General features: G+C 58.1%; 20 protein-coding genes and 1 pseudogene. 18 read left to right on the top strand and 3 right to left on the bottom strand.

The window, feature by feature from the left end; translation table 11 throughout:
• The first annotated feature begins 12 nt into the window (after positions 1-12).
• The 11 genes from atpB to glmS all read left to right on the top strand — a co-directional run bounded on the left by atpB (position 13) and on the right by glmS (position 11,018).
• Positions 13-882 (top strand): F0F1 ATP synthase subunit A, encoded by an 870-nt coding sequence (gene atpB / locus UIA24_RS07030; protein WP_065759571.1) that lies wholly within the window; start codon positions 13-15, stop codon positions 880-882.
• A gap of 144 nt (positions 883-1,026) precedes the next feature.
• Complete coding sequence (gene atpE / locus UIA24_RS07025; RefSeq protein WP_003097235.1) at positions 1,027-1,284, top strand: F0F1 ATP synthase subunit C; 258 nt, start codon at positions 1,027-1,029, stop codon at positions 1,282-1,284.
• Between the two features lie 57 nt (positions 1,285-1,341).
• The gene (locus UIA24_RS07020; RefSeq protein ID WP_065759572.1) at positions 1,342-1,812 is read left to right on the top strand and encodes a F0F1 ATP synthase subunit B; all 471 of its coding nucleotides are present in this window, start codon (positions 1,342-1,344) and stop codon (positions 1,810-1,812) included.
• Between the two features lie 12 nt (positions 1,813-1,824).
• Entirely contained in the window at positions 1,825-2,361 is a 537-nt protein-coding gene (locus UIA24_RS07015) for a F0F1 ATP synthase subunit delta (RefSeq protein WP_065759573.1), read from the top strand.
• A gap of 21 nt (positions 2,362-2,382) precedes the next feature.
• Positions 2,383-3,927 (top strand): F0F1 ATP synthase subunit alpha, encoded by a 1,545-nt coding sequence (gene atpA / locus UIA24_RS07010; protein ID WP_065759574.1) that lies wholly within the window; start codon positions 2,383-2,385, stop codon positions 3,925-3,927.
• Between the two features lie 50 nt (positions 3,928-3,977).
• Positions 3,978-4,838 carry a F0F1 ATP synthase subunit gamma gene (gene atpG / locus UIA24_RS07005; RefSeq protein WP_065759575.1) on the top strand — a complete coding sequence of 287 codons (861 nt, stop codon included), beginning with the start codon at positions 3,978-3,980 and terminating at the stop codon, positions 4,836-4,838.
• A 27-nt stretch (positions 4,839-4,865) separates the two neighbouring features.
• Positions 4,866-6,242 (top strand): F0F1 ATP synthase subunit beta, encoded by a 1,377-nt coding sequence (gene atpD / locus UIA24_RS07000; RefSeq protein WP_065759576.1) that lies wholly within the window; start codon positions 4,866-4,868, stop codon positions 6,240-6,242.
• Positions 6,243-6,286: 44 nt separating this feature from the next.
• Positions 6,287-6,712 carry a F0F1 ATP synthase subunit epsilon gene (locus UIA24_RS06995; RefSeq protein WP_065759577.1) on the top strand — a complete coding sequence of 142 codons (426 nt, stop codon included), beginning with the start codon at positions 6,287-6,289 and terminating at the stop codon, positions 6,710-6,712.
• 115 nt (positions 6,713-6,827) lie between these two features.
• Positions 6,828-8,195: a bifunctional UDP-N-acetylglucosamine diphosphorylase/glucosamine-1-phosphate N-acetyltransferase GlmU gene (gene glmU / locus UIA24_RS06990; protein WP_102053043.1), complete on the top strand. Its 1,368-nt coding sequence runs from the start codon at positions 6,828-6,830 to the stop codon at positions 8,193-8,195.
• A 208-nt stretch (positions 8,196-8,403) separates the two neighbouring features.
• On the top strand, positions 8,404-9,171 hold the full coding sequence (locus tag UIA24_RS06985) for a DeoR/GlpR family DNA-binding transcription regulator (RefSeq protein ID WP_065759579.1): 768 nt from the start codon (positions 8,404-8,406) through the stop codon (positions 9,169-9,171).
• An 11-nt stretch (positions 9,172-9,182) separates the two neighbouring features.
• Positions 9,183-11,018, top strand: a complete 1,836-nt coding sequence (gene glmS, locus UIA24_RS06980) for a glutamine--fructose-6-phosphate transaminase (isomerizing) (protein WP_065759580.1) — start codon at positions 9,183-9,185, stop codon at positions 11,016-11,018.
• A 58-nt stretch (positions 11,019-11,076) separates the two neighbouring features.
• Here glmS and UIA24_RS23255 read toward each other — a convergent pair whose 3' ends face one another.
• The 3 genes and pseudogenes from UIA24_RS23255 to UIA24_RS06970 all read right to left on the bottom strand — a co-directional run bounded on the left by UIA24_RS23255 (position 11,077) and on the right by UIA24_RS06970 (position 14,053).
• Complete coding sequence (locus tag UIA24_RS23255) at positions 11,077-11,802, bottom strand: methyl-accepting chemotaxis protein (RefSeq protein WP_371917221.1); 726 nt, start codon at positions 11,800-11,802, stop codon at positions 11,077-11,079.
• Positions 11,803-11,934: 132 nt separating this feature from the next.
• Positions 11,935-12,264, bottom strand: a pseudogene (locus tag UIA24_RS23250) (HAMP domain-containing protein); the annotation flags it as partial.
• Positions 12,265-13,165: 901 nt separating this feature from the next.
• Positions 13,166-14,053, bottom strand: coding sequence for a LysR family transcriptional regulator (locus UIA24_RS06970; RefSeq protein ID WP_099776435.1), 888 nt, complete (start codon positions 14,051-14,053; stop codon positions 13,166-13,168).
• A 130-nt stretch (positions 14,054-14,183) separates the two neighbouring features.
• Between UIA24_RS06970 and UIA24_RS06965 the strand changes: the two genes are divergently transcribed.
• From UIA24_RS06965 to benC, 7 genes are all read left to right on the top strand, one after another.
• The gene (locus UIA24_RS06965) at positions 14,184-15,140 is read left to right on the top strand and encodes an AraC family transcriptional regulator (protein WP_099776433.1); all 957 of its coding nucleotides are present in this window, start codon (positions 14,184-14,186) and stop codon (positions 15,138-15,140) included.
• Between the two features lie 163 nt (positions 15,141-15,303).
• Complete coding sequence (locus tag UIA24_RS06960) at positions 15,304-16,638, top strand: MFS transporter (protein ID WP_065759584.1); 1,335 nt, start codon at positions 15,304-15,306, stop codon at positions 16,636-16,638.
• 80 nt (positions 16,639-16,718) lie between these two features.
• Positions 16,719-17,972 carry an OprD family porin gene (locus UIA24_RS06955; RefSeq protein ID WP_102052757.1) on the top strand — a complete coding sequence of 418 codons (1,254 nt, stop codon included), beginning with the start codon at positions 16,719-16,721 and terminating at the stop codon, positions 17,970-17,972.
• A gap of 104 nt (positions 17,973-18,076) precedes the next feature.
• The gene (locus tag UIA24_RS06950) at positions 18,077-19,033 is read left to right on the top strand and encodes an AraC family transcriptional regulator (protein WP_065759586.1); all 957 of its coding nucleotides are present in this window, start codon (positions 18,077-18,079) and stop codon (positions 19,031-19,033) included.
• A 105-nt stretch (positions 19,034-19,138) separates the two neighbouring features.
• Positions 19,139-20,497, top strand: coding sequence for a benzoate 1,2-dioxygenase large subunit (gene benA / locus UIA24_RS06945; protein ID WP_330522493.1), 1,359 nt, complete (start codon positions 19,139-19,141; stop codon positions 20,495-20,497).
• The gene (gene benB, locus UIA24_RS06940; RefSeq protein WP_102052756.1) at positions 20,494-20,982 is read left to right on the top strand and encodes a benzoate 1,2-dioxygenase small subunit; all 489 of its coding nucleotides are present in this window, start codon (positions 20,494-20,496) and stop codon (positions 20,980-20,982) included. Before benA ends, benB begins: the two co-directional genes overlap by 4 nt.
• 39 nt (positions 20,983-21,021) lie before the next feature.
• Complete coding sequence (benC, locus tag UIA24_RS06935) at positions 21,022-22,032, top strand: benzoate 1,2-dioxygenase electron transfer component BenC (protein WP_065759589.1); 1,011 nt, start codon at positions 21,022-21,024, stop codon at positions 22,030-22,032.
• Positions 22,033-22,068: the final 36 nt, after the last annotated feature.

Genomic DNA, 22,068 nt, shown 5'->3' with positions numbered 1-22,068 from the left:
TTTGAGGCAAACATGGCAGCAGAAACCGCTTCGGGCTATATCCAGCACCACTTGCAGAACTTGACCTACGGTCAACTACCAGACGGCGGTTGGGGCTTTGCCCATTCCGCAGCAGAAGCCAAAGCAATGGGCTTCTGGGCGTTCCACGTGGACACCCTGGGTTGGTCCTTTGCGCTGGGTCTGATCTTCATTCTCCTGTTCCGCATGGCGGCCCGGAAAGCAACTTCCGGTCAACCTGGCGGCCTGCAGAACTTCGTTGAAGTGCTGGTGGAGTTCGTCAACGGTTCGGTCAAGGACAGTTTCCACGGTCGCAGCCCGGTTATCGCACCGCTGGCGCTGACCATCTTCGTCTGGGTCTTCCTGATGAACGCCATCGACCTGGTACCGGTCGACTGGATTCCTCAACTGGCCATGCTGATTTCCGGCGACAAGCACATTCCTTTCCGTGCAGTCTCCACGACTGACCCGAACGCTACTCTGGCCATGGCCTTCTGCGTGTTCGCGTTGATCATTTTCTACAGCATCAAGGTCAAGGGCATCGGCGGTTTCCTCGGCGAACTGACCCTGCATCCGTTCGGCAGCAAGAACATCTTCGTTCAGATCCTGCTGATTCCGGTGAACTTCCTGCTGGAGTTTGTGACCCTGATCGCCAAGCCAATCTCCCTGGCACTGCGTCTTTTCGGCAACATGTACGCCGGCGAGCTGGTGTTCATCCTGATTGCCGTGATGTTCGGTGCTGGTCTGCTCTGGCTCAGCGGCCTGGGCGTGGTGCTGCAGTGGGCGTGGGCGGTGTTCCACATCCTGATCATCACCCTGCAAGCGTTCATCTTCATGATGCTTACCATCGTCTACCTGTCGATGGCTCACGAAGATAACCATTAAGACCGCCTGGCGTGTCTGAAGACCCTTTCGCCGGTACGGGCAAGGGTCGCAAAAGGTCCGCAAGGGCAGCTGTACAAAACGATTTTGCTTTACCGCTTCAAACTAAAAAACCTAACCAATACGACGTAAAAGTCGGGAGGAAAGATGGAAACTGTAGTTGGTCTTACCGCTATTGCTGTTGCTCTGCTGATCGGCCTGGGTGCACTGGGTACCGCCATTGGTTTCGGCCTGCTGGGCGGCAAGTTCCTGGAAGGCGCTGCTCGCCAGCCAGAGATGGTTCCAATGCTGCAAGTTAAAATGTTCATCGTTGCCGGTCTGCTCGACGCCGTAACCATGATCGGTGTTGGTATCGCTCTGTTCTTCACCTTCGCTAATCCCTTCGTTGGTCAAATCGCCGGCTAATCACTCGAATTTTCGAGTGGTTTTGTGTGATGGACAAAGAACGAGCGAGGTGTTGGCGTGAACATTAATGCAACCCTGATTGGCCAGTCCGTTGCGTTCTTCATCTTTGTGCTGTTCTGCATGAAGTTCGTGTGGCCTCCGGTCATCGCGGCATTGCAAGAACGTCAGAAGAAGATCGCGGATGGACTGGACGCTGCCAGCCGAGCAGCTCGCGACCTGGAGCTGGCCCAAGATAAAGTGGGTCAGCAACTGCGCGAAGCGAAAGCTCAGGCAGCCGAAATCATTGAGCAAGCCAAGAAGCGCGGTGCTCAGATCGTCGAGGAAGCCCGTGATCAGGCCCGCGTCGAAGCTGACCGTGTGAAGGCTCAGGCTCAGGCCGAGATCGAACAGGAACTTAACGGTGTCAAAGACGCGCTGCGCGCCCAACTGGGTAGCCTGGCCGTTAACGGCGCTGAGAAGATCCTTGGTGCCACAATCGATCAAAACGCGCATGCGGAGCTGGTTAACAAACTGGCCGCTGAAATTTAAGCGAGGGCGATCATGGCAGAATTGACCACGTTGGCCCGACCTTACGCTAAGGCTGCCTTTGAGCATGCCCAGGCCCATCAGCAACTGGCCAATTGGTCAGCCATGCTCGGCCTGGCTGCTGCGGTGTCGCAAGACGGCACCATGCAGCGCCTGCTCAAGGCCCCGCGACTGACGAGCGCAGAAAAGGCCGCCACTTTTATTGAAGTGTGCGGTGACAAGTTTGATGCCCAGGCACAGAATTTCATTCATGTTGCCGCGGAAAACGACCGTCTCTTGCTGTTGCCGGAGATTTCGTCGCTGTTCGAGCTGTACAAGGCCGAGCAGGAAAAATCCGTGGACGTGGAAGTCACTAGTGCTTTTGCGTTGAACCAAGAACAGCAAGACAAACTCGCCAAGGTTCTCAGTGCACGGCTCAGCCGGGAAGTGCGACTGCACGCTGTGGAGGATACCTCCCTCATAGGTGGTGTCGTGATCCGCGCCGGCGACCTGGTAATCGATGGCTCGATTCGCGGCAAAATCGCGAAACTGGCCGAAGCATTGAAATCTTGAGTTTGAAGGGGCAGCAGAGCAATGCAGCAACTCAATCCTTCCGAAATTAGTGAAATCATTAAGGGTCGCATCGAGAAACTCGATGTCGCCTCTCAAGCCCGCAACGAAGGTACTGTCGTCAGCGTTTCTGACGGTATCGTGCGGATCCACGGTCTGGCCGACGTTATGTACGGCGAAATGATCGAGTTTCCGGGCGGCGTCTACGGTATGGCCCTCAACCTGGAGCAAGACTCCGTTGGTGCGGTAGTACTGGGCGCATATACCTCCCTTGCCGAAGGCATGAGTGCCAAGTGCACCGGCCGCATCCTGGAAGTTCCGGTTGGTAAGGAACTGCTGGGTCGCGTAGTCGACGCACTGGGTAACCCAATCGACGGTAAAGGCCCACTGAACAACACCGAGACCGATGCGGTCGAGAAAGTTGCTCCGGGCGTTATCTGGCGTAAATCGGTAGACCAGCCTGTACAGACTGGCTACAAATCCGTCGACGCCATGATTCCAGTCGGCCGTGGCCAGCGTGAGCTGATCATCGGTGACCGTCAGATCGGTAAAACCGCCATGGCGGTTGACGCGATCATCAACCAGAAAAACAGTGGCATCTTCTGCGTCTACGTCGCCGTTGGTCAGAAACAATCGACCATCGCCAACGTTGTTCGCAAGCTGGAAGAAAACGGCGCTCTGGCTAACACCATCGTTGTTGCCGCCAGTGCTTCGGAATCCGCCGCACTGCAATTCCTGGCGCCATACGCCGGTTGCACCATGGGCGAGTTCTTCCGTGACCGCGGTGAAGACGCGCTGATCGTTTACGATGACCTGTCCAAGCAAGCTGTTGCTTACCGTCAGATCTCCCTGCTGCTGCGTCGTCCACCAGGACGTGAAGCGTACCCAGGTGACGTGTTCTATCTCCACTCCCGTCTGCTGGAGCGTGCATCGCGCGTTTCCGAAGAGTACGTCGAGAAGTTCACCAACGGTGCAGTAACTGGCAAAACCGGTTCCTTGACCGCTCTGCCGATCATCGAAACCCAGGCTGGCGACGTTTCCGCGTTCGTTCCGACCAACGTGATCTCGATCACCGACGGTCAGATCTTCCTGGAATCGGCCATGTTCAACTCGGGCATCCGCCCTGCAGTTAACGCCGGTGTTTCGGTATCCCGTGTAGGTGGTGCCGCTCAGACCAAGATCATCAAGAAGCTGTCCGGTGGTATCCGTACCGCTCTGGCTCAGTACCGTGAACTGGCTGCATTTGCCCAGTTCGCTTCTGACCTGGACGAAGCCACCCGTAAGCAACTCGAGCACGGTCAACGTGTTACCGAGCTGATGAAGCAGAAGCAATACGCGCCAATGTCCATCGCTGACATGTCGCTGTCGCTGTATGCCGCTGAGCGTGGGTTCCTGGTCGACGTTGAAATCGCCAAGATCGGTAGCTTCGAACAAGCGCTGATTGCTTACTTCAACCGTGATCACGCCGAACTGATGGCGAAGATCAACGTGAAGGGTGACTTCAACGACGAAATCGACGCTGGCATCAAAGCCGGTATCGAGAAGTTCAAGGCCACCCAAACCTGGTAAGCCGCAGCGGGGGCTTTGCAGCCCCCGCTTGCTAACCTGATAGGTGTTACATGGCAGGCGCAAAAGAGATTCGCAGTAAGATTGCGAGCATCAAAAGCACGCAAAAAATTACCAGCGCCATGGAAAAAGTGGCGGTCAGCAAGATGCGCAGGGCTCAACTGCGTATGGCTGCTAGCCGTCCTTACGCGGAGCGCATCCGCCAGGTGATTGGTCATCTGGCCAACGCCAACCCGGAATACCGCCACCCGTTCATGATCGATCGCGCCATCAAGCGTGTCGGTTATATCGTGGTGAGCAGTGACCGTGGTCTGTGCGGCGGCTTGAACACCAACCTGTTCAAGGCCCTGGTCAAGGACATGTCGGCAAACCGCGAACAAGGCGTCGAGATCGACCTGTGCGTGATCGGCAGCAAAGGTGCGGCATTCTTCCGTAACTTCGGCGGTAACGTCGTTGCTGCAATCAGCCACTTGGGCGAAGAGCCATCGATCAACGATCTGATTGGTAGCGTCAAAGTCATGCTGGACGCATACCTGGAAGGTCGTATCGATCGCCTGTCCGTGGTGTCGAACAAGTTCATCAATACCATGACGCAAAAACCAACGGTCGAGCAGTTGATTCCGTTGGTCGCAACCCCGGATCAAGAACTCAAGCACCACTGGGACTACCTCTACGAACCCGATGCCAAAGAGCTGCTGGACGGCCTGATGGTGCGTTACGTGGAGTCGCAGGTCTACCAGTCGGTAGTCGAGAACAACGCGGCTGAACAAGCTGCGCGGATGATCGCAATGAAAAACGCCACCGACAACGCCGGCGACCTGATCAGCGATTTGCAGCTGATCTACAACAAGGCACGTCAGGCTGCGATCACCCAAGAGATCTCGGAAATCGTCGGCGGCGCTGCCGCGGTTTAACGGTTCAAATATTCAGAGGATCCAGCTATGAGTAGCGGACGTATCGTTCAAATCATCGGCGCCGTCATTGACGTGGAATTCCCACGTGACAGCGTACCGAGTGTCTATAACGCGCTGAAAGTACAGGGCGCGGAAACTACTCTGGAAGTTCAGCAGCAGCTGGGCGACGGCGTAGTACGTACCATTGCGATGGGCTCGACCGAAGGCTTGAAGCGCGGTCTGGACGTCGTTGACACCAAGGCAGCCATCTCCGTTCCAGTCGGTAAAGCGACTCTGGGCCGTATCATGGACGTCCTGGGCAACCCAATCGACGAAGCCGGTCCGATCGGCGAAGAAGAGCGTTGGGGCATTCACCGTGCCGCGCCTTCCTTCGCAGAACAGGCTGGTGGCAACGACCTGCTCGAAACCGGTATCAAGGTTATCGACCTGGTTTGCCCGTTCGCCAAGGGTGGTAAGGTTGGTCTGTTCGGTGGTGCCGGTGTAGGCAAAACCGTAAACATGATGGAACTGATCCGTAACATCGCCATCGAGCACAGCGGTTTCTCCGTGTTCGCCGGTGTGGGTGAGCGTACTCGTGAGGGTAACGACTTCTACCACGAGATGAAGGATTCCAACGTACTGGACAAGGTTGCTCTGGTATACGGCCAAATGAACGAGCCACCAGGAAACCGTCTGCGCGTAGCGCTGACCGGCCTGACCATGGCTGAGAAGTTCCGTGACGAAGGTAACGACGTTCTGCTGTTCGTCGACAACATCTATCGTTACACCCTGGCCGGTACCGAAGTATCCGCACTGCTGGGCCGTATGCCTTCGGCAGTAGGTTACCAGCCGACCCTGGCTGAAGAGATGGGCGTGCTGCAAGAGCGCATCACTTCGACCAAGCAAGGTTCGATCACCTCGATCCAGGCCGTATACGTACCTGCGGACGACCTGACTGACCCGTCGCCAGCGACCACCTTCGCCCACTTGGACGCCACCGTGGTACTGTCCCGTGACATCGCCTCCCTGGGTATCTACCCAGCGGTCGATCCACTGGACTCGACTTCGCGTCAGCTGGACCCTCTGGTCATCGGCACCGAGCACTACGAAACCGCTCGCGGTGTTCAGTACGTGCTGCAGCGCTACAAAGAGCTGAAGGACATCATTGCCATTCTGGGTATGGACGAACTGTCCGAATCCGACAAGCAACTGGTATCCCGTGCTCGTAAGATCCAGCGTTTCCTGTCCCAGCCGTTCTTCGTGGCTGAAGTCTTCACCGGTGCTTCGGGTAAATACGTTTCCCTGAAAGACACCATTGCTGGCTTCAAAGGCATCCTCAACGGTGACTACGACCACCTGCCAGAACAAGCGTTCTACATGGTCGGCGGCATCGAAGAAGCGATCGAGAAAGCCAAGAAACTGTAATCCCGGCGCCCCGAAAGGGGCGCTAATCAGGTTGAGGCAAGCAGATGGCTATGACAGTCCATTGCGATATCGTCAGCGCGGAAGGAGAAATTTTCTCCGGTCTGGTCGAGATGGTGGTTGCGCACGGCAACCTGGGTGATATCGGTATCGCTCCAGGCCACGCCCCGCTGATCACTGATCTGAAGCCGGGTCCGATCACGCTGACCAAGCAGGGTGGCGACAAGGAGGTGTTCTACATCTCCGGTGGTTTCCTCGAGGTCCAGCCGAACATGGTCAAGGTGCTTGCCGATACCGTGCAACGCGCTAGCGACCTGGATGAAGCCTCCGCTCAGGAAGCCGTCAAGGCTGCTGAAAAGGCCCTGCACGAAAAAGGCGCGGAGTTCGACTACGGTTCCGCCGCTGCACGTCTGGCCGAAGCCGCAGCCCAGCTGCGCACCGTCCAGCAGATCCGCAAGAAGTTCGGCGGTTAAGCCAAGCTTCTGTAGTGCGATTGAGTTAAAGGGTAGCCTCGGCTACCCTTTTTCTTTTTCTGTAACTCCTTCTTTTTGGTCACAGTCGCTGACCACCCAGGATTGGTAGCCAGTCATGTCTCTCGATATCGTTATTCTCGCCGCGGGCCAAGGCACACGCATGCGTTCAGCCTTGCCCAAGGTGCTGCACCCGGTTGCGGGCAACTCCATGCTTGGCCATGTTATCCACAGCGCCCGGCAACTTCAGCCACAGGGTATGCACGTGGTAATCGGGCATGGTGCGGAAGTGGTTCGAGAGCGTTTGGCTGCCGACGATCTGAATTTTGTACTGCAGGACAAACAACTGGGCACGGGCCATGCTGTCGCACAGGCGCTGCCACACCTGACGGCCGATACCGTGCTGATTCTTTACGGTGATGTGCCGCTGATCGAAGTCGACACCCTCAAGCGGTTGCTGGCCAAGGTTACTGCGCAGCAACTGGGCTTGCTGACCGTTACGCTGAACGACCCGACAGGCTATGGCCGTATCGTGCGTGATGCACAGGGTCAGGTGGCGGCAATCGTCGAGCACAAGGATGCCAGCGAAGCACAGCGGGCTATCAAGGAAGGTAACACCGGTATCCTCGCCGTCCCGGGGGCACGTTTGGCTGAGTGGCTTGGTCGGCTGTCTAACAACAATGTGCAGGGTGAGTACTACCTCACCGACGTGATCGCCATGGCCGTTGCGGATGGCCTGGTGGTGGCCACCGAGCAACCGCACGACCCGATGGAGGTGCAAGGCGCCAACGACCGTCGGCAACTGGCTGAGCTGGAGCGTCATTATCAGTTGCGTGAGGCTCGTCGGCTCATGGCGCTGGGCGTCACCCTGCGTGATCCGGCGCGTTTCGATGTACGTGGCGAGGTTACCGTTGGTCGTGATGTGCTGATCGACATCAACGTGGTCCTGGAAGGCCGCGTCGAGATCGAAGACGACGTGGTGATCGGTCCTAATTGTGTGATCAAGGACAGCACCCTGCGCAAAGGCGTGGTGGTCAAGGCCAACAGCCATATCGAAGGTGCCATCATGGGCGAGGGCAGCGACGCCGGCCCATTCGCGCGTCTGCGCCCTGGCAGCGTGCTGGAAGCACGAGCCCATGTGGGTAACTTTGTCGAGTTGAAGAATGCTCACCTGGGCGAGGGTGCCAAAGCCGGTCACCTGACCTACTTGGGCGACGCGGAAGTCGGCGCACGGACCAACATAGGCGCAGGCACCATCACTTGCAACTATGACGGTGCGAACAAGTTCAAGACGGTGTTGGGTGAGGATGTCTTCATCGGTTCCAACAACTCCCTGGTTGCGCCTGTGGATATCCTTTCTGGTGCTACAACGGCAGCCGGTTCGACCATTACGCAGAATGTCGATACGGCTCAGTTAGCCGTTGGTCGGGCACGTCAGCGCAACATCGATGGCTGGAAGCGGCCAGAGAAGATCAAGAAGAACTGACGTTATCCACATGTGAATAAAAGAGCCGACTGGATTGTGCATAAGTCGGCTTTTTTTATGCCAGGCGCTCTAGGCCGGGATTTGTGGATAAAAGCGCCAGTCATGTCTAGTTATGCACAGGCAAAAACATACGCATCGTCCTTGACGAAGTGAAAGCTTTAGGTTTTGATTGGCTTCATTAACTTACGAAACGAAACTTAAAGCCAAAATGTCGAAACGAAACACTCCACAACGACGGCACAACATCCTCGCGCTGCTGAATGAGCTGGGCGAGGTCAGTGTCGATGCGTTGGCCAAACGTTTCGAGACCTCGGAAGTCACTATCCGCAAAGACCTGGCGGCTCTTGAGGCCAATGGTCTGTTGCTGCGTCGTTACGGCGGCGCGGTCACGCTGCCTCAGGAACTGATTGCCGATCAGGCACAGCCGGTGTCTGCCTATAAACAGGCCATTGCCCGCGCTGCAGTGGGCAGGATTCGTGAGCATGCGCGAATCATCATCGACAGTGGCAGTACGACCGCCGCCATGATCCCTGAGCTTGGCCAGCAGCCGGGCCTGGTGGTGATGACCAATTCGTTGAATGTCGCCCGCGCCCTTAGCGAGCTTGAGCATGAACCGGTGCTGTTGATGACCGGCGGTACCTGGGATCCGCATTCCGAATCCTTCCAGGGCCAGGTCGCCGAGCAGGTACTACGCTCTTACGATTTCGACCAGTTGTTCATTGGCGCCGATGGCATCGACCTGGTGCGTGGCACCACCACATTCAATGAGTTGCTGGGGTTGAGCCGGGTCATGGCCGAGGTCGCGCGGGAAGTGATTGTCATGGTCGAGTCGGACAAGGTCGGTCGCAAGATCCCCAATCTCGAGCTGCCCTGGAGCAGCGTCAATACCCTGATTACTGATGAGCGCCTGCCCCAAGCGGCACGTGAACAGATTGAAGCCCGCGGCGTAAACGTTATCTGCGCCGCAATCAGCTAGGAGTAATTTCTATGTGTGGAATCGTTGGCGCCGTCGCTGAACGTAACATCACCACTATCCTCATCGAAGGCCTCAAGCGCCTGGAGTACCGGGGCTATGACAGCGCCGGCCTGGCCGTCTATAGCGCGCAAGGCGTCCTGGAGCGCCGTCGTCGTATCGGCAAGGTCAGTGAGCTGGAAGCTGCCGTTGCCGCCGAACCGCTGTCGGGCCTGCTGGGTATCGCCCATACCCGTTGGGCAACCCACGGTGCGCCCAGCGAGCGCAATGCACACCCTCATTTTTCCGGCCACGACCTGGCGGTGGTGCATAACGGCATCATCGAGAACCATGAGGAGCTGCGCGAGCAGCTCAAGAGCCTGGGTTATGTGTTCAGCTCGGAAACCGATACCGAGGTGATCGTTCACCTGCTGCATCACACCCTCAAGACCCAGCCTGACCTGACCGAAGCGCTCAAGGTAGCGGTCAAGCAACTGCACGGTGCCTATGGCCTGGCCGTTATCAGCGCCAAACAACCGGATCGCCTCGTCGCTGCGCGTAGCGGCAGCCCGCTGGTGATTGGCCTGGGCCATGGGGAAAACTTCCTGGCGTCCGACCAGTTGGCCCTGCGCCAGGTCACCGACCGTTTCATGTACCTGGAAGAAGGTGATATCGCCGAGATTCGCCGCGACAAGGTCAGTATCTGGAACCAGGCCGGCCAAGCAGTTCAGCGTGAAGCGGTGCAGTACCACGAGGGTGCAGAAGCAGCTGACAAGGGTGAGTACCGCCACTTCATGCTCAAGGAAATCCACGAGCAACCTACCGTGGTACAGCGCACGCTAGAGGGTCGTCTGGGCACTGACCATGTGCTGGTTCAGGCCTTTGGCCCGCAAGCCGCCGAGCTGTTTGCCAAGGTTCGCAATGTGCAGATCGTTGCCTGTGGCACCAGTTACCATGCGGGTATGGTTGCGCGCTACTGGTTGGAAGAACTGGCCGGTATTCCGTGCCAGGTCGAAGTGGCCAGCGAGTTCCGCTACCGCAAGGTGGTTGTGCAGCCCGACACCCTGTTCGTTTCGATCTCCCAGTCTGGTGAAACAGCAGACACCCTGGCAGCGCTGCGCAATGCGAAGGAACTGGGCTTCCTGGCCAGCCTGGCCATTTGCAACGTCGGGATCAGTTCGCTGGTACGTGAATCGGACCTGACCCTGCTGACCCTGGCCGGCCCGGAAATCGGTGTGGCCTCGACCAAGGCGTTCACCACCCAACTGGTTTCGTTGATGCTGCTGACCCTGGCCCTGGGCCAAGTGCGTGGCACCTTGGGAGCGGGCGTTGAGGCCGATCTGGTCGAGCAATTGCGCCGCCTGCCGGTTCGCCTGGGCGAAGCGTTGGCGATGGATGCCACCATCGAGAAAATCTCGGAGCTGTTCGCCGACAAGCACCACACCTTGTTCCTTGGTCGTGGTGCGCAGTTCCCGGTGGCGATGGAGGGGGCGCTCAAGCTCAAGGAGATCTCCTATATCCACGCCGAAGCTTACCCGGCTGGTGAGCTCAAGCACGGCCCGCTGGCGCTGGTGGACAACGACATGCCGGTGGTCACCGTGGCGCCGAACAACGAGCTGCTGGAAAAGCTCAAGTCCAACCTGCAGGAAGTGCGCGCCCGTGGTGGTCAACTGGTCGTCTTTGCTGATGAGCAAGCCAGCATGAGCAATGGTGAAGGGACTCACGTGATCGCGATGCCGCACATCGCAGATGCCCTGGCGCCGATTCTCTACACCATTCCGCTGCAGTTGCTGTCGTACTACGTTGCCGTGCTCAAAGGCACCGACGTTGACCAGCCACGCAACCTCGCCAAGTCGGTGACCGTGGAGTAAGGCTGCTGTTGAGGCGAGCGCGTTGCTTACCAACGCTGCTCGCCTGCTTCAGACCGGCCTAGAGCTTGAACTGGCTGACAATTTCATCCAGCCGTCGAGCGTCTTCACCAGCCGCTCGGCCACTGGCCAGTGTGCTCTCAGACAGTTCTGCGGTACGGCCGGCGACATTCGCCACGCTGCTGATCCGCTGGTTGATTTCATCGCTGACCATGGACTGCTCGCGAGCCGCTTCAGCGATGTGCAAGCTCATCCCCGATACCGAGGCCATCAAGGTACTGATGTTCACCAGTGCCTGACCGGCTATTTCGGCCTGCGTGACACCTTTTTCGGCATAGGTACGGCTTTCCTGCATGACTGCTACGGCCTCTTGGGACGCACTCTGCAGGCGCTCGATCATGCCCTGGATTTCTTGGGTCGAGGCTTGGGTACGGCTGGCCAAGGTGCGGACTTCATCGGCTACCACGGCAAAGCCCCGGCCTTGCTCGCCTGCGCGTGCTGCTTCAATGGCCGCGTTCAATGCCAGCAAGTTGGTTTGTTCGGCAATGGTCCGTATCACTTCCAGCACCCCACCAATGGAACGTGAGTGGGTTTCCAGGGTTTGAATCACTTCGGATGCCCGGCCCACTTCGTTGGCCAAGGTACGAATCTCGACAATTGTCTGGTTCACCACGCCAATCGCTTCTTGCGTCTGGCGATCAGCGTCACCGGTTTGGGCCGAGCTTGCCTGGGCATTGGCGGCCACGCCCTGTACGGTGGCGGCCATCTGATTGACTGCTGTGGCCACCTGATCCACTTCCGAACGCAAGGTTTCGGCGCTCGCTTCGGCGGCTTGCGCATCATTGACCAAGTGCGTCGATGACTGGCCCAAGGTGCAACCTACTTGGGCTACCGTCGCAATTTGGCCCCTGAGGCCGGCAACGAACTGATTGAAGCCCGCAACCACTTCACCGATCTCATCGTCGTTGTCCTGGCGCAGTGTACGGCTGAGGTCACCATTACCGGTGTTCAAATCGCGTAACGAACTGGACATCCGGTTGAGGGGGGGCAGGACGCGGCGGCTGATCAGCCAAAGGGTGCCAAGGATCAACAGCAACGCTATGCCCCAGGCCACGAGCGTATTGACCTTCAGGGACTCACGCACTTCGCTGGTTTCGCTGAGGGTTGTCTTGTACTTGGCCGACAGCGGGTCACGTAGCCCGGCGAACGCACGAATCACTTCTGCCGAACGCTGGTCGAAGTCTTCCATCACCTTGTCGCCAGCCTCCTTGCCGGGGCCGGTGTAGGCCTGGAACATGCGCAGGCCCACATTGTCGAGCCGTTCTGCCGGGGCGTTCATCGCCTCCAGTTCGAGGCGGAATGCTGGAATTGCCTGTTTGAGTTCGTTCAGCTTCTCCTGCATCCGCTGAAAGTGCCGATGGGCGGTGGCGGCTGCCTCGTTTTCGCCGGTCAAGCTTGCGTCGGTGTAGAACTGCTGAATTTGCGCCGTGTGGTAACGAAGTTCTTCTACCTCTTGCTGGGCACTACTGAGGTTTTCCAACTGTCGGCTGAGATCATCCAGGCGGTTGACCTGATGAGAAATCCAGAATGACAGCCCCAGCGCCACAAGGATCAGTGCTGTTGCGCTGCTGATCATCAGGCGGGTAATAGTGAACTTCACGAAACGCTCCTTACAATGTAGTTAAATCGTGCAATCTAGAACATGAGCCGCGGTGCACAGTGCGTCAGCCGAAGCATTTTTCATTCGGCCAATAGTGCCTTGCTGATAAATCAGTTTATTAACGATCGTTTCCAGCGATGGGATAACACAGGGCGCGAACGTGAGGATGCGGGATAGTTATTCGCCTATCTTACTATTGAGCGAGCGCCCGTGCGCTTACATTTTCAACGGGTTTTCATGTACTTAAGTACTGGTTTTTGTTGAAGGCAACAGGCAGGCGACGCGTTATCAATCAACACCACCACCTGACGGTAATGCTGTATTGATTCAGGTCAACTAGAACAGTATTAGTTGAGAGCGATACGCAACTACAGGTCTATTTATAAGTGCAGCGTGGATTTTGTAAGTTATTGATTTGTATGATTTAAATTTTAACTAACAGTTATTCCATTATCCTTTGGCATCTGCAAGGTGGCCGTCCACTGGCGCTTCAGGCGTTGTTATCCACAGCCTGCATCTGTTCAATCAGAGCCAGGCAGTGCTTGAGCAGGGGTGAGTTATCCCCAGCCCGGCGGCTGAGAATGATGGGTGAAACCGCCGAGGTCTCGGTCAGTGGTGCGTATACGATGTCTGCGCGGTGCTGGGTTTGTACCGACGCGGGTACCAGGGTTATCCCCAGCCCGGCCGCCACCAGCCCGAGGGCAGTCTGCAGTTCATTGGTCCATTGCACTACCCTGACGCTGAGGCCATGGTTGGCGAACAGCGCCATGATGTGGTCGGCGTAACTTGGCCGTGGCGTGGCGGGGTAGAGCACAAAGGGTTCGCGGGCCAACAGCGCCAGGTCCAGCGGCTGCCCCAGTAAGGGATGCCCGCAAGGCAAGGCGGCAACCAACGGGTCTTCGCGCAACACATGCTGTTCAATGGCCGGGTCATTGATGCGGATACGACCGAAGCCGATATCGATGCGCCCGGCCTTCAGGGCCTCGACCTGTTGCAGGGTAATCATCTCCTGCAGGCCCAGCTCCAGATCCTCGGAACGACGAAGTCGGCGGATCAACTCCGGTAGCAGGTCGTACAAGGTCGAAGGTGCGAAACCGATCCGCAACCACTGGCGCTCACTGTTGGCAATGCGTCGGGTGGCTTCGGCGACTTGTTCAAGCTGGTCGAGCAGGGCGGCGCTCTGTTCATGGAAGAAGCGCCCGGCTTCGGTCAGGCGCAGCGGACGGCTTCGCTCCAGCAGCTCTACGCCAAGGGTCTCCTCCAGTTGGCGGATCTGTCGACTCAGCGGCGGCTGAGCAATGTGCAGCTGTTCGGCGGCGCGGGTGAAATTCAGGGTCTGCGCCAGCACGCGGAAATAACGCAAATGGCGCAGTTCCATGATACCTCCAAGGTATGGTTACCCACTTAACGGATATTGGACTGCCCACATCGACTAACGCAAGCTGGTCGCCTGTGGATAACCAGACCCTGTGGATATCGACATCATAATAATAAAACGAGGCCAGCCTATGAGCAGCCACCTGCTGAGCGAGCGCAGCCGTGTATTCGAGCGCGCCGACCCTTATGTGGTCTCCGACTACGTCAATCAGCATGTCGGCGGCCATTGCTTGCGCCTGCCCAGAACTGGCGACCTGCAGGCTAGTATCAACCATCGCAAGTTCGCCAGCCTCGACTTGTGTCGCCTGAGCTATGGCGGCAAGGCGCGGGTTACTTCACCTGCGCTGGGCAGCCTGTATCACTTGCAGATCCTCCTCAAGGGCCATTGTCTTTCGGCTTGCCGTGGCAATGAGCACCCTTACGTTCCAGGCGAGTTGCTGTTGATCAACCCCGATGACCCGGTAGACCTGACCTATTCGGCCGACTGCGAGAAATTCATCCTCAAGCTGCCGGCCAGCCTGCTCGAACAGACCTGCCTGGAACAGCGCTGGCAGGTGCCCGAAGGCGGCATTCGCTTCACATCGGCCCGTCACAAGACCCAACCGCTGGATGGTTTCATCGGTTTGCTCGGGTTGGTCTGCGCTGAGGCCGAGTCCGACCATTCGCTGTTACAGGTCCAGGAACACTACGGCCGTATTGTCGCCAGCAAGCTGCTGACCCTGCTGGACAACAACATTCAACGGGGGGAGCCGCAGGTTCAGGCTCATTCCTTTGAGCAGTTGGTGGAGTACATCGACGCCAACCTGAATCAAGACATCAGCATCGTGCAGTTGATGAACGTGGCGCGGGTCAGTGAGCGAACGCTGTATTCACTGTTTGAGCGCCATGCAGGCCTGTCGCCGAAGGGGTATGTGCGCCAGCGCAAACTGGAGCGTATCCATGCGGTCTTGCAGGATCCGGCCAGCAGCGTACGCAACGTGACGGAAATCGCCCTGGACTACGGTTTTCTGCACTTGGGGCGCTTTGCCGAGAGTTATCGCCAGCGCTTTGGCGAACTGCCCTCGGTGACCTTCAAACGCCACCGCTGACACCTGGTCAGCCCCTGCGCTATCTGGATAGCGATTCGCAGGAAATGGCTATTGCCATGCTCGACGTCTCCCTAACCTGAGTGTGCGAACACCGCCAGGCCCCAGCGCCGAGTGGGTATTGCGCCTTCGGGTTTCGATAACAACAACAAAAGAGACGCGCACCATGCGAGCAGTCGATATCAATGCCCTGATCGATCAGGCGAAGTTCAATCCCTTTCACTGGCGCGTGCTGTTCTGGTGTGCGCTGATCATCATCTTCGACGGTTACGACCTGGTCATTTATGGCGTGGTGCTGCCGGCATTGATGCAGGAGTGGGGCATGACCCCGCTGCAGGCCGGTGCCCTGGGTAGCTATGCGCTGTTTGGCATGATGTTCGGCGCACTGGTGTTTGGCCCGTTGTCGGACCGCATCGGTCGCAAGAAGGCAATCACCCTCTGTGTGATCCTGTTCAGTGGCTTTACGGTACTCAACGGTTTCGCCCGTAACCCTACGGAGTTCGGTCTCTGCCGGTTTATCGCCGGTTTAGGGATCGGCGGCGTCATGCCCAACGTGGTGGCGCTGATGAACGAATACGCACCGAAGAAAATTCGCAGCACCCTGGTCGCGATCATGTTCAGTGGTTACTCGGTGGGCGGCATGCTGTCTGCCGGGCTGGGCATTGTGCTGTTGCCGGCCTTTGGTTGGCAGTCGGTGTTCTATGTGGCGGTCATTCCGCTGCTGACGCTGCCGTTGATCTTGCGCTTTTTGCCGGAGTCCCTCGGTTTTCTGGTGCGTCAGGGCCGGGTAGAGCAGGCTCAGCAACTGTTGCAGCGGGTTGAGCCGAGCTATCAGCCGCAAGCGGGCGATCGGCTTGAAGCCGCCGCAGGCAAGGCGCCGGGTGCGGCGGTACCGCAACTGTTCCACGAAGGTCGGGCGCTGAACACGCTGATGCTCTGGGTGGCGTTCTTCTGCTGCCTGCTGATGGTCTATGCCCTCAATTCCTGGCTGCCGAAATTGATGAACAACGCAGGTTATGGCTTGGGTTCCAGCCTGGCGTTTCTGCTGGTACTGAACTTCGGTGCGATCTTTGGCGCCGTGGGCGGTGGCTGGATTGGCGACCGCTTCAAGCTGGACAAGGTGTTGGTGGTGTTCTTTGCGGTGGCGGCCCTGTCCATCAGCCTGTTGGGCTTCAAAAGCCCGACACCGGTGCTTTACCTGCTGATAGCGATTGCCGGTGCGACCACCATCGGCACGCAGATTCTTGCCTATGCCTGTGTTGCACAGTACTACCCGATGGGCATCCGCTCGACGGGCCTGGGTTGGGCCTCGGGCGTTGGTCGCAGTGGGGCCATCGTCGGGCCGCTGTTGGGGGGCGCATTGCTGGGTGTCCAGCTGCCATTGCCGCTCAATTTCCTGGCGTTCGCGGTACCGGGTGCCGTCGCCGCCTTGGCGATGATGGTGTTCGCCAGCCGCTCGCCGTTCGCCAGTCAGGCGTCGTCGTTGCCCGCCAAAGCCTGAGCACCAAGCGGCCGGCTATGCCGGCCATCAAAGCTCCGCGTAGCACCGGTTAAAACAACAATAAAAAGAGCACGTCACTCATGAACAACCTCCGTCATTCCTGGTTGCTGTCCACCCTTGCCTTGTGTGTTGGTGCCAACGCCGCTGAGCCCGGCTTTGTCAGCGGTTCGAGCGCTACGTTGCAGGCCCGCAACTACTACTTCAGCCGCGATTTCTCCGACATCGTCGGCGCCAACAAGCAGTCCAAGGCCGAGGAGTGGGGGCAGGGCTTTATCTTCAACTTCAAGTCCGGCTATACCCCTGGCCTGATCGGTGTGGGTGTCGATGCCATCGGCGTGGTGGGGTTCAAGCTCGACAGTAGCCCTGATCGTACGGGTACCGGGCTATTGCCGGTGCAGGGCGATGGTCGCGCCGCTGATGAGTACAGCCGGGTCGGCGGCACCCTCAAGCTGCGTTACTCGAAGACTGAGTTGAAGGTCGGCGAATTGCAAACCAACCTGCCTATTCTCCAGTACAACGACTCAAGGCTGCTGCCGCCGACCTATCAGGGGGCAAGTATCACATCTTCAGAACTTGAGGGCCTGACGCTACAAGCCGGGCACTTGAGCTCCACCAGCCTGCGCAACGAGGCCGGTGACGAGAAAATGATTGCAGTGCTCGGCCATGTTCCCCAGCGTAAAGCCGATAGCGATGCGTTCAATTTTGCCGGGGGCGACTACAGTTTCAACGGCAATCGCAGCACCGTCAGCCTTTGGTACGGACAGTTGGAGGACATCTACCAACAAGGGTTTGTCGGTTTCAAACACAGCCAGCCGTTGGGCGATTGGACGCTCGGCGCCAACCTCGGCTACTTCTCTGCCCGTGAGCAAGGAGCCAGCAAGCTGGGGGATATCGACAACCAGGCGTTTTACTCGTTGCTCTCAGCCAAACGTTCCGGGCATACCTTCACGGTGGGCTACCAGGCAATCTATGGTGATGATGCCTTCCCCCGTGTGTTCCCGAACATTTCGCCATTGGGCAACGAAGTACCGACCTATGAGTTCGCCTACACCGACGAACGTTCGTGGCAGGTGCGTTACGACTATGACTTCGTTGCAATGGGCATTCCTGGGCTGACAGCAACCGCACGCTACCTCAAAGGCGATAACGTCAACACCGGTTTGGGGTATGAGGGCCGGGAGCATGAGCGCGATTTCGATCTTGGCTACGCGGTACAGGGCGGAGTTTTGAAAGGCTTGGGAATCCGCGTGCGCAATGCCATGGCGCGCTCGAACTACCGTTCTGACATCGATGAGAATCGCTTGATCCTGAGTTACACCTGGATCTTGTTGTAAGGGCTGGCAGGGTGGGTTCCCACAGGGGACCACCCATCTCACGTTTATCCACAACCCCTGAGGATCACATAGACTGAGCAGACAAAAACAACGAGTACCCTGGTATGGATAGTCCCCTGCTTAGTCATCGCAGCCGGGTTTTTGAGCGTGCCGACCCCTATGCCGTGTCGACCTACGTTAACCAGCACGTCGGTCAGCACCATATTCGACTACCGCGCAATGGCCTCCCGGAGGCCAGCCTCGATCACCGAAAGTTTGCCAGCCTGGACCTGTGTCGGATCAGCTATGGTGGCGAGGTGAGGGTGCTGTCTCATGCCCTGGAAAGTGTTTTTCATCTGCAGATTCTCTTGCGGGGGCACTGTATGTGGCGCCGCGGTCGGGCCGAGCGCCTGCTCGGTCCGGGTGAGCTGTTGTTGATCAATCCGGATGAACCGGTGGACCTGGCGTATTCCGCCGACTGCGAGAAGTTCATCCTCAAGCTGCCGGCTCGCCTGCTCGATGCGGTCTGTGATGAGCAGCGCTGGCAGCGCCCCAGTGAAGGCGTCCGGTTTATCCACAGCCATTACCAACTGCTGGCGCTGGAAGGTTTTGCCGGGCTGTTGACGATGGTCTGTCATGAGGCCGAGGCCTTTGATTCGCTGCAGCGTGTCCAGGAACACTACAGCCAGATCGTTGCCAGCAAGCTGCTGACGCTGATGCAGACCAACGTCAGCCGCGAGAGCCTGGGCAGCCAGGCCGTCACCTTTGAGCGTATTGCCGAGTACATTGAGCGCAATCTCAAGCAAGACATCGGCATTGAGCAACTGGCGCAGCAGGCTAGCATGAGCCTGCGTTCGCTCTATGGGTTGTTCGAACGCAATGCCGGTACCACCCCGAAGCACTACATTCGGCAGAAGAAGCTTGAACGCATTCGTCGCAACCTCAGCGACCCGGACTGCAGCGTGCGCAACATCACCGAACTGGCCCTGGAATACGGCTTTGTTCACCTGGGCCGATTCTCGGAAAGTTACAAAGCGCTGTTTGGCGAACTACCCTCCGATACCCTCAAGCGTCGCCCCTGACGTGTTTGCAGAAAACGGATAAAGGTCTGCACAAAGCGGATATTTACCTGAGCCTGCGCTCCCTACCCTGACATGGCCTGAACAATAACAACGGAGGCCCCGGCCATGTCCCTGGGATTCGAATACCTTAATTCCCTGCTTGAAGAAGATCAGGAGAAGGGCATCTACCGCTGCAAGCGCGAGATGTTCACCGACCCCCGTCTGTTCGAACTGGAAATGAAACACATCTTCGAGGGCAACTGGATCTACCTGGCCCACGAAAGCCAGATTCCCGAGAAGAACGACTTCCTGAGTACCACCATGGGGCGCCAGCCGATCTTCATCGCGCGCAACAAGGATGGGGTACTCAACGCCTTCCTGAATGCCTGCAGCCACCGCGGTGCGATGCTCTGCCGGCACAAGAGTGGCAACCGCTCTTCCTATACCTGCCCGTTCCACGGTTGGACCTTCAACAACTCCGGCAAACTGCTCAAGGTCAAGGATCCGGTCGATGCCGGTTACCCGCAGAGCTTCAATTGCGAAGGCTCCCATGACCTGACCAAGGTTGCGCGTTTCGAGTCTTACCGCGGCTTTCTGTTTGGTAGCCTGAACCCGGATGTACTGCCTCTGGTCGAGCACCTCGGCGAGTCGGCCAAGATCATCGACATGATCGTCGACCAGTCACCGGAAGGCCTTGAAGTGCTGCGTGGTTCTTCCACCTACATCTACGAAGGCAACTGGAAGCTGACCGCCGAGAACGGCGCCGACGGCTATCACGTCAGTGCCGTGCACTGGAACTACGCCGCCACCCAGAACCAGCGCAAGCAGCGCGAAGCGGGTGAAGAGGTCAAGACCATGAGTGCCGGTGGCTGGGCCAAGAATGGCGGTGGTTTCTACTCCTTTGACAAGGGCCACCTGCTGCTCTGGACGCGCTGGGCCAACCCGGAAGACCGTCCGTTGTTCGAGCGTCGTGATGAACTGGCTCGCGACTTCGGTCAGGCCCGTGCCGACTGGATGATCGAAAACTCGCGCAACCTGTGCCTGTACCCCAACGTTTACCTGATGGATCAGTTCAGCTCGCAGATCCGTATTGCCCGGCCGATTGCCGTGGACAAGACCGAGATCACCATCTACTGCATCGCGCCCAAGGGTGAAAGCGCCGAGGCCCGTGCCTTGCGTATTCGTCAGTACGAAGACTTCTTCAACGTCAGCGGCATGGCGACACCGGATGACCTGGAAGAATTCCGCTCCTGTCAGATGGGTTACCAGGGCAACCGTGGCTGGAATGACATGTCCCGCGGGGCTACGCATTGGGTTGAAGGCGCCGACGCCGCGGCCCAGGAAATTGACCTGCATCCACACCTCAGCGGTGTGCGTACCGAGGATGAGGGCCTGTTTGTACTGCAGCACAAGTACTGGCAGGAAACCATGCTCAAGGCCCTTGAAGCCGAGCAGCAGTTGATCCCTGTGGAGGCCGTGCAATGAGCATTTCCTACGAAGCCGTACGCGACTTCCTTTATCAGGAAGCCCGCTACCTGGACGACAGCCAGTGGGATCAATGGCTGGAATGTTATGCCAGCGATGCCACGTTCTGGATGCCGGCATGGGACGACAACGACCAGCTTACCGAGAACCCGCAGCGGGAAATCTCGCTGATCTGGTACGGCAACCGTGGCGGTCTGGAAGACCGGGTGTTTCGGATCAAGACCGAACGCTCCAGTGCGACCATGCCCGACACCCGCACCTCGCACAACATCAGCAACCTCGAACTGCTTGAGCAGAGTGATGGGCTGTGCCACCTGCGCTTCAACTGGCACACCCTGAGCTTCCGCTACAAGACCGTGGACAGTTACTTCGGCACCAGCTTCTACACCCTTGATGTGCGTGGCGATCGCCCGCTGATCAAGGCCAAGAAAGTGGTGTTGAAGAACGACTACGTACGCCAGGTCATCGACATCTACCACATCTGACCCGGTTTTCGAGCAACAACCTGATCCACGAGGTGCGCCATGCACAAGATCGCCTTGAATTTCGAAGACGGGGTCACCCGCTTCATCGACGCCGCTGGCGGCGAAACCGTGGCCGATGCGGCCTACCGCCAGGGTATCAACATCCCGCTGGACTGCCGTGATGGCGCTTGCGGAACCTGCAAGTGCTTTGCCGAGGCCGGTCGTTACGACCTGGGCCAGGAATACATCGAAGACGCCCTGAGCGAGGAAGAAGTGGCCCAGGGCTACGTGCTGACTTGTCAGATGCGCGCCGAAAGCGACTGTGTGATCCGCGTACCGGCCTCGTCACAGGTGTGCAAGACCGAACAGGCAAGCTACCAGGCCAGCATCAGTGACGTGCGCCAGCTCTCCGATAGCACCATTGCGCTGTCGATCAAGGGTGAGGCGTTGAGCCGCCTGGCATTTCTGCCGGGCCAGTACGTCAACCTTGGCGTACCGGGCAGCGAGCAGACCCGCGCCTATTCCTTCAGCTCATTGCAGAAGGATGGCGAAGTCAGCTTTCTGATCCGCAACGTGCCGGGTGGGCTGATGAGCAGCTTCCTCACTGGCCTGGCCAAGGCCGGTGACAGCATGACCCTGGCTGGTCCGTTGGGCAGTTTCTACCTGCGCGAGATCCGTCGTCCGTTGCTGTTGCTGGCTGGCGGTACCGGGTTGGCACCGTTCACCGCAATGCTCGAGAAAATCGCCGAAGAGGGCAGTGCGCATCCGCTGCACCTGATCTACGGGGTCACGAACGACTTCGACCTGGTTGAACTGGATCGTCTGCAAGCCTTTGCTGCGCGCATTCCCAACTTCACCTTCAGTGCCTGTGTGGCCAACCCCGACAGCCAGCACCCTCTCAAGGGTTATGTCACCCAGCACATCGAGCCGCGCCACCTCAATGACGGTGATGTCGATGTCTACCTGTGCGGCCCGCCGCCCATGGTCGAGGCAGTCAGCCAGTACATCCGCGAGCAGGGCATCACCCCGGCGAACTTCTACTACGAGAAATTCGCTGCGTCCGCGGCCTGATCCTTTTTTGGAGCCGTTCGCATCGTGCGGGTACGG

It is taken from the genome of Pseudomonas sp. AL 58 (assembly GCF_036348395.1).
GTDB lineage: Bacteria > Pseudomonadota > Gammaproteobacteria > Pseudomonadales > Pseudomonadaceae > Aquipseudomonas > Aquipseudomonas defluvii.
Note: the sequence above shows the minus strand (reverse complement) of the source record. Positions and strands in the feature narration are given on the sequence as shown.

Bases quoted from the DNA above. Each gene is read 5' to 3' on its own strand.
- atpB (WP_065759571.1), top strand. From the start codon at position 13: ATGGCAGCAGAAACCGCTTCGGGCTATATCCAGCACCACTTGCAGAAC.
- atpE (WP_003097235.1), top strand. From the start codon at position 1,027: ATGGAAACTGTAGTTGGTCTTACCGCTATTGCTGTTGCTCTGCTGATC.
- UIA24_RS07015 (WP_065759573.1), top strand. From the start codon at position 1,825: ATGGCAGAATTGACCACGTTGGCCCGACCTTACGCTAAGGCTGCCTTT.
- atpA (WP_065759574.1), top strand. From the start codon at position 2,383: ATGCAGCAACTCAATCCTTCCGAAATTAGTGAAATCATTAAGGGTCGC.
- atpG (WP_065759575.1), top strand. From the start codon at position 3,978: ATGGCAGGCGCAAAAGAGATTCGCAGTAAGATTGCGAGCATCAAAAGC.
- atpD (WP_065759576.1), top strand. From the start codon at position 4,866: ATGAGTAGCGGACGTATCGTTCAAATCATCGGCGCCGTCATTGACGTG.
- UIA24_RS06995 (WP_065759577.1), top strand. From the start codon at position 6,287: ATGGCTATGACAGTCCATTGCGATATCGTCAGCGCGGAAGGAGAAATT.
- glmU (WP_102053043.1), top strand. From the start codon at position 6,828: ATGTCTCTCGATATCGTTATTCTCGCCGCGGGCCAAGGCACACGCATG.
- UIA24_RS06985 (WP_065759579.1), top strand. From the start codon at position 8,404: ATGTCGAAACGAAACACTCCACAACGACGGCACAACATCCTCGCGCTG.
- glmS (WP_065759580.1), top strand. From the start codon at position 9,183: ATGTGTGGAATCGTTGGCGCCGTCGCTGAACGTAACATCACCACTATC.
- UIA24_RS06970 (WP_099776435.1), bottom strand. From the start codon at position 14,053: ATGGAACTGCGCCATTTGCGTTATTTCCGCGTGCTGGCGCAGACCCTG.
- UIA24_RS06965 (WP_099776433.1), top strand. From the start codon at position 14,184: ATGAGCAGCCACCTGCTGAGCGAGCGCAGCCGTGTATTCGAGCGCGCC.
- UIA24_RS06960 (WP_065759584.1), top strand. From the start codon at position 15,304: ATGCGAGCAGTCGATATCAATGCCCTGATCGATCAGGCGAAGTTCAAT.
- UIA24_RS06955 (WP_102052757.1), top strand. From the start codon at position 16,719: ATGAACAACCTCCGTCATTCCTGGTTGCTGTCCACCCTTGCCTTGTGT.
- UIA24_RS06950 (WP_065759586.1), top strand. From the start codon at position 18,077: ATGGATAGTCCCCTGCTTAGTCATCGCAGCCGGGTTTTTGAGCGTGCC.
- benA (WP_330522493.1), top strand. From the start codon at position 19,139: ATGTCCCTGGGATTCGAATACCTTAATTCCCTGCTTGAAGAAGATCAG.
- benB (WP_102052756.1), top strand. From the start codon at position 20,494: ATGAGCATTTCCTACGAAGCCGTACGCGACTTCCTTTATCAGGAAGCC.
- benC (WP_065759589.1), top strand. From the start codon at position 21,022: ATGCACAAGATCGCCTTGAATTTCGAAGACGGGGTCACCCGCTTCATC.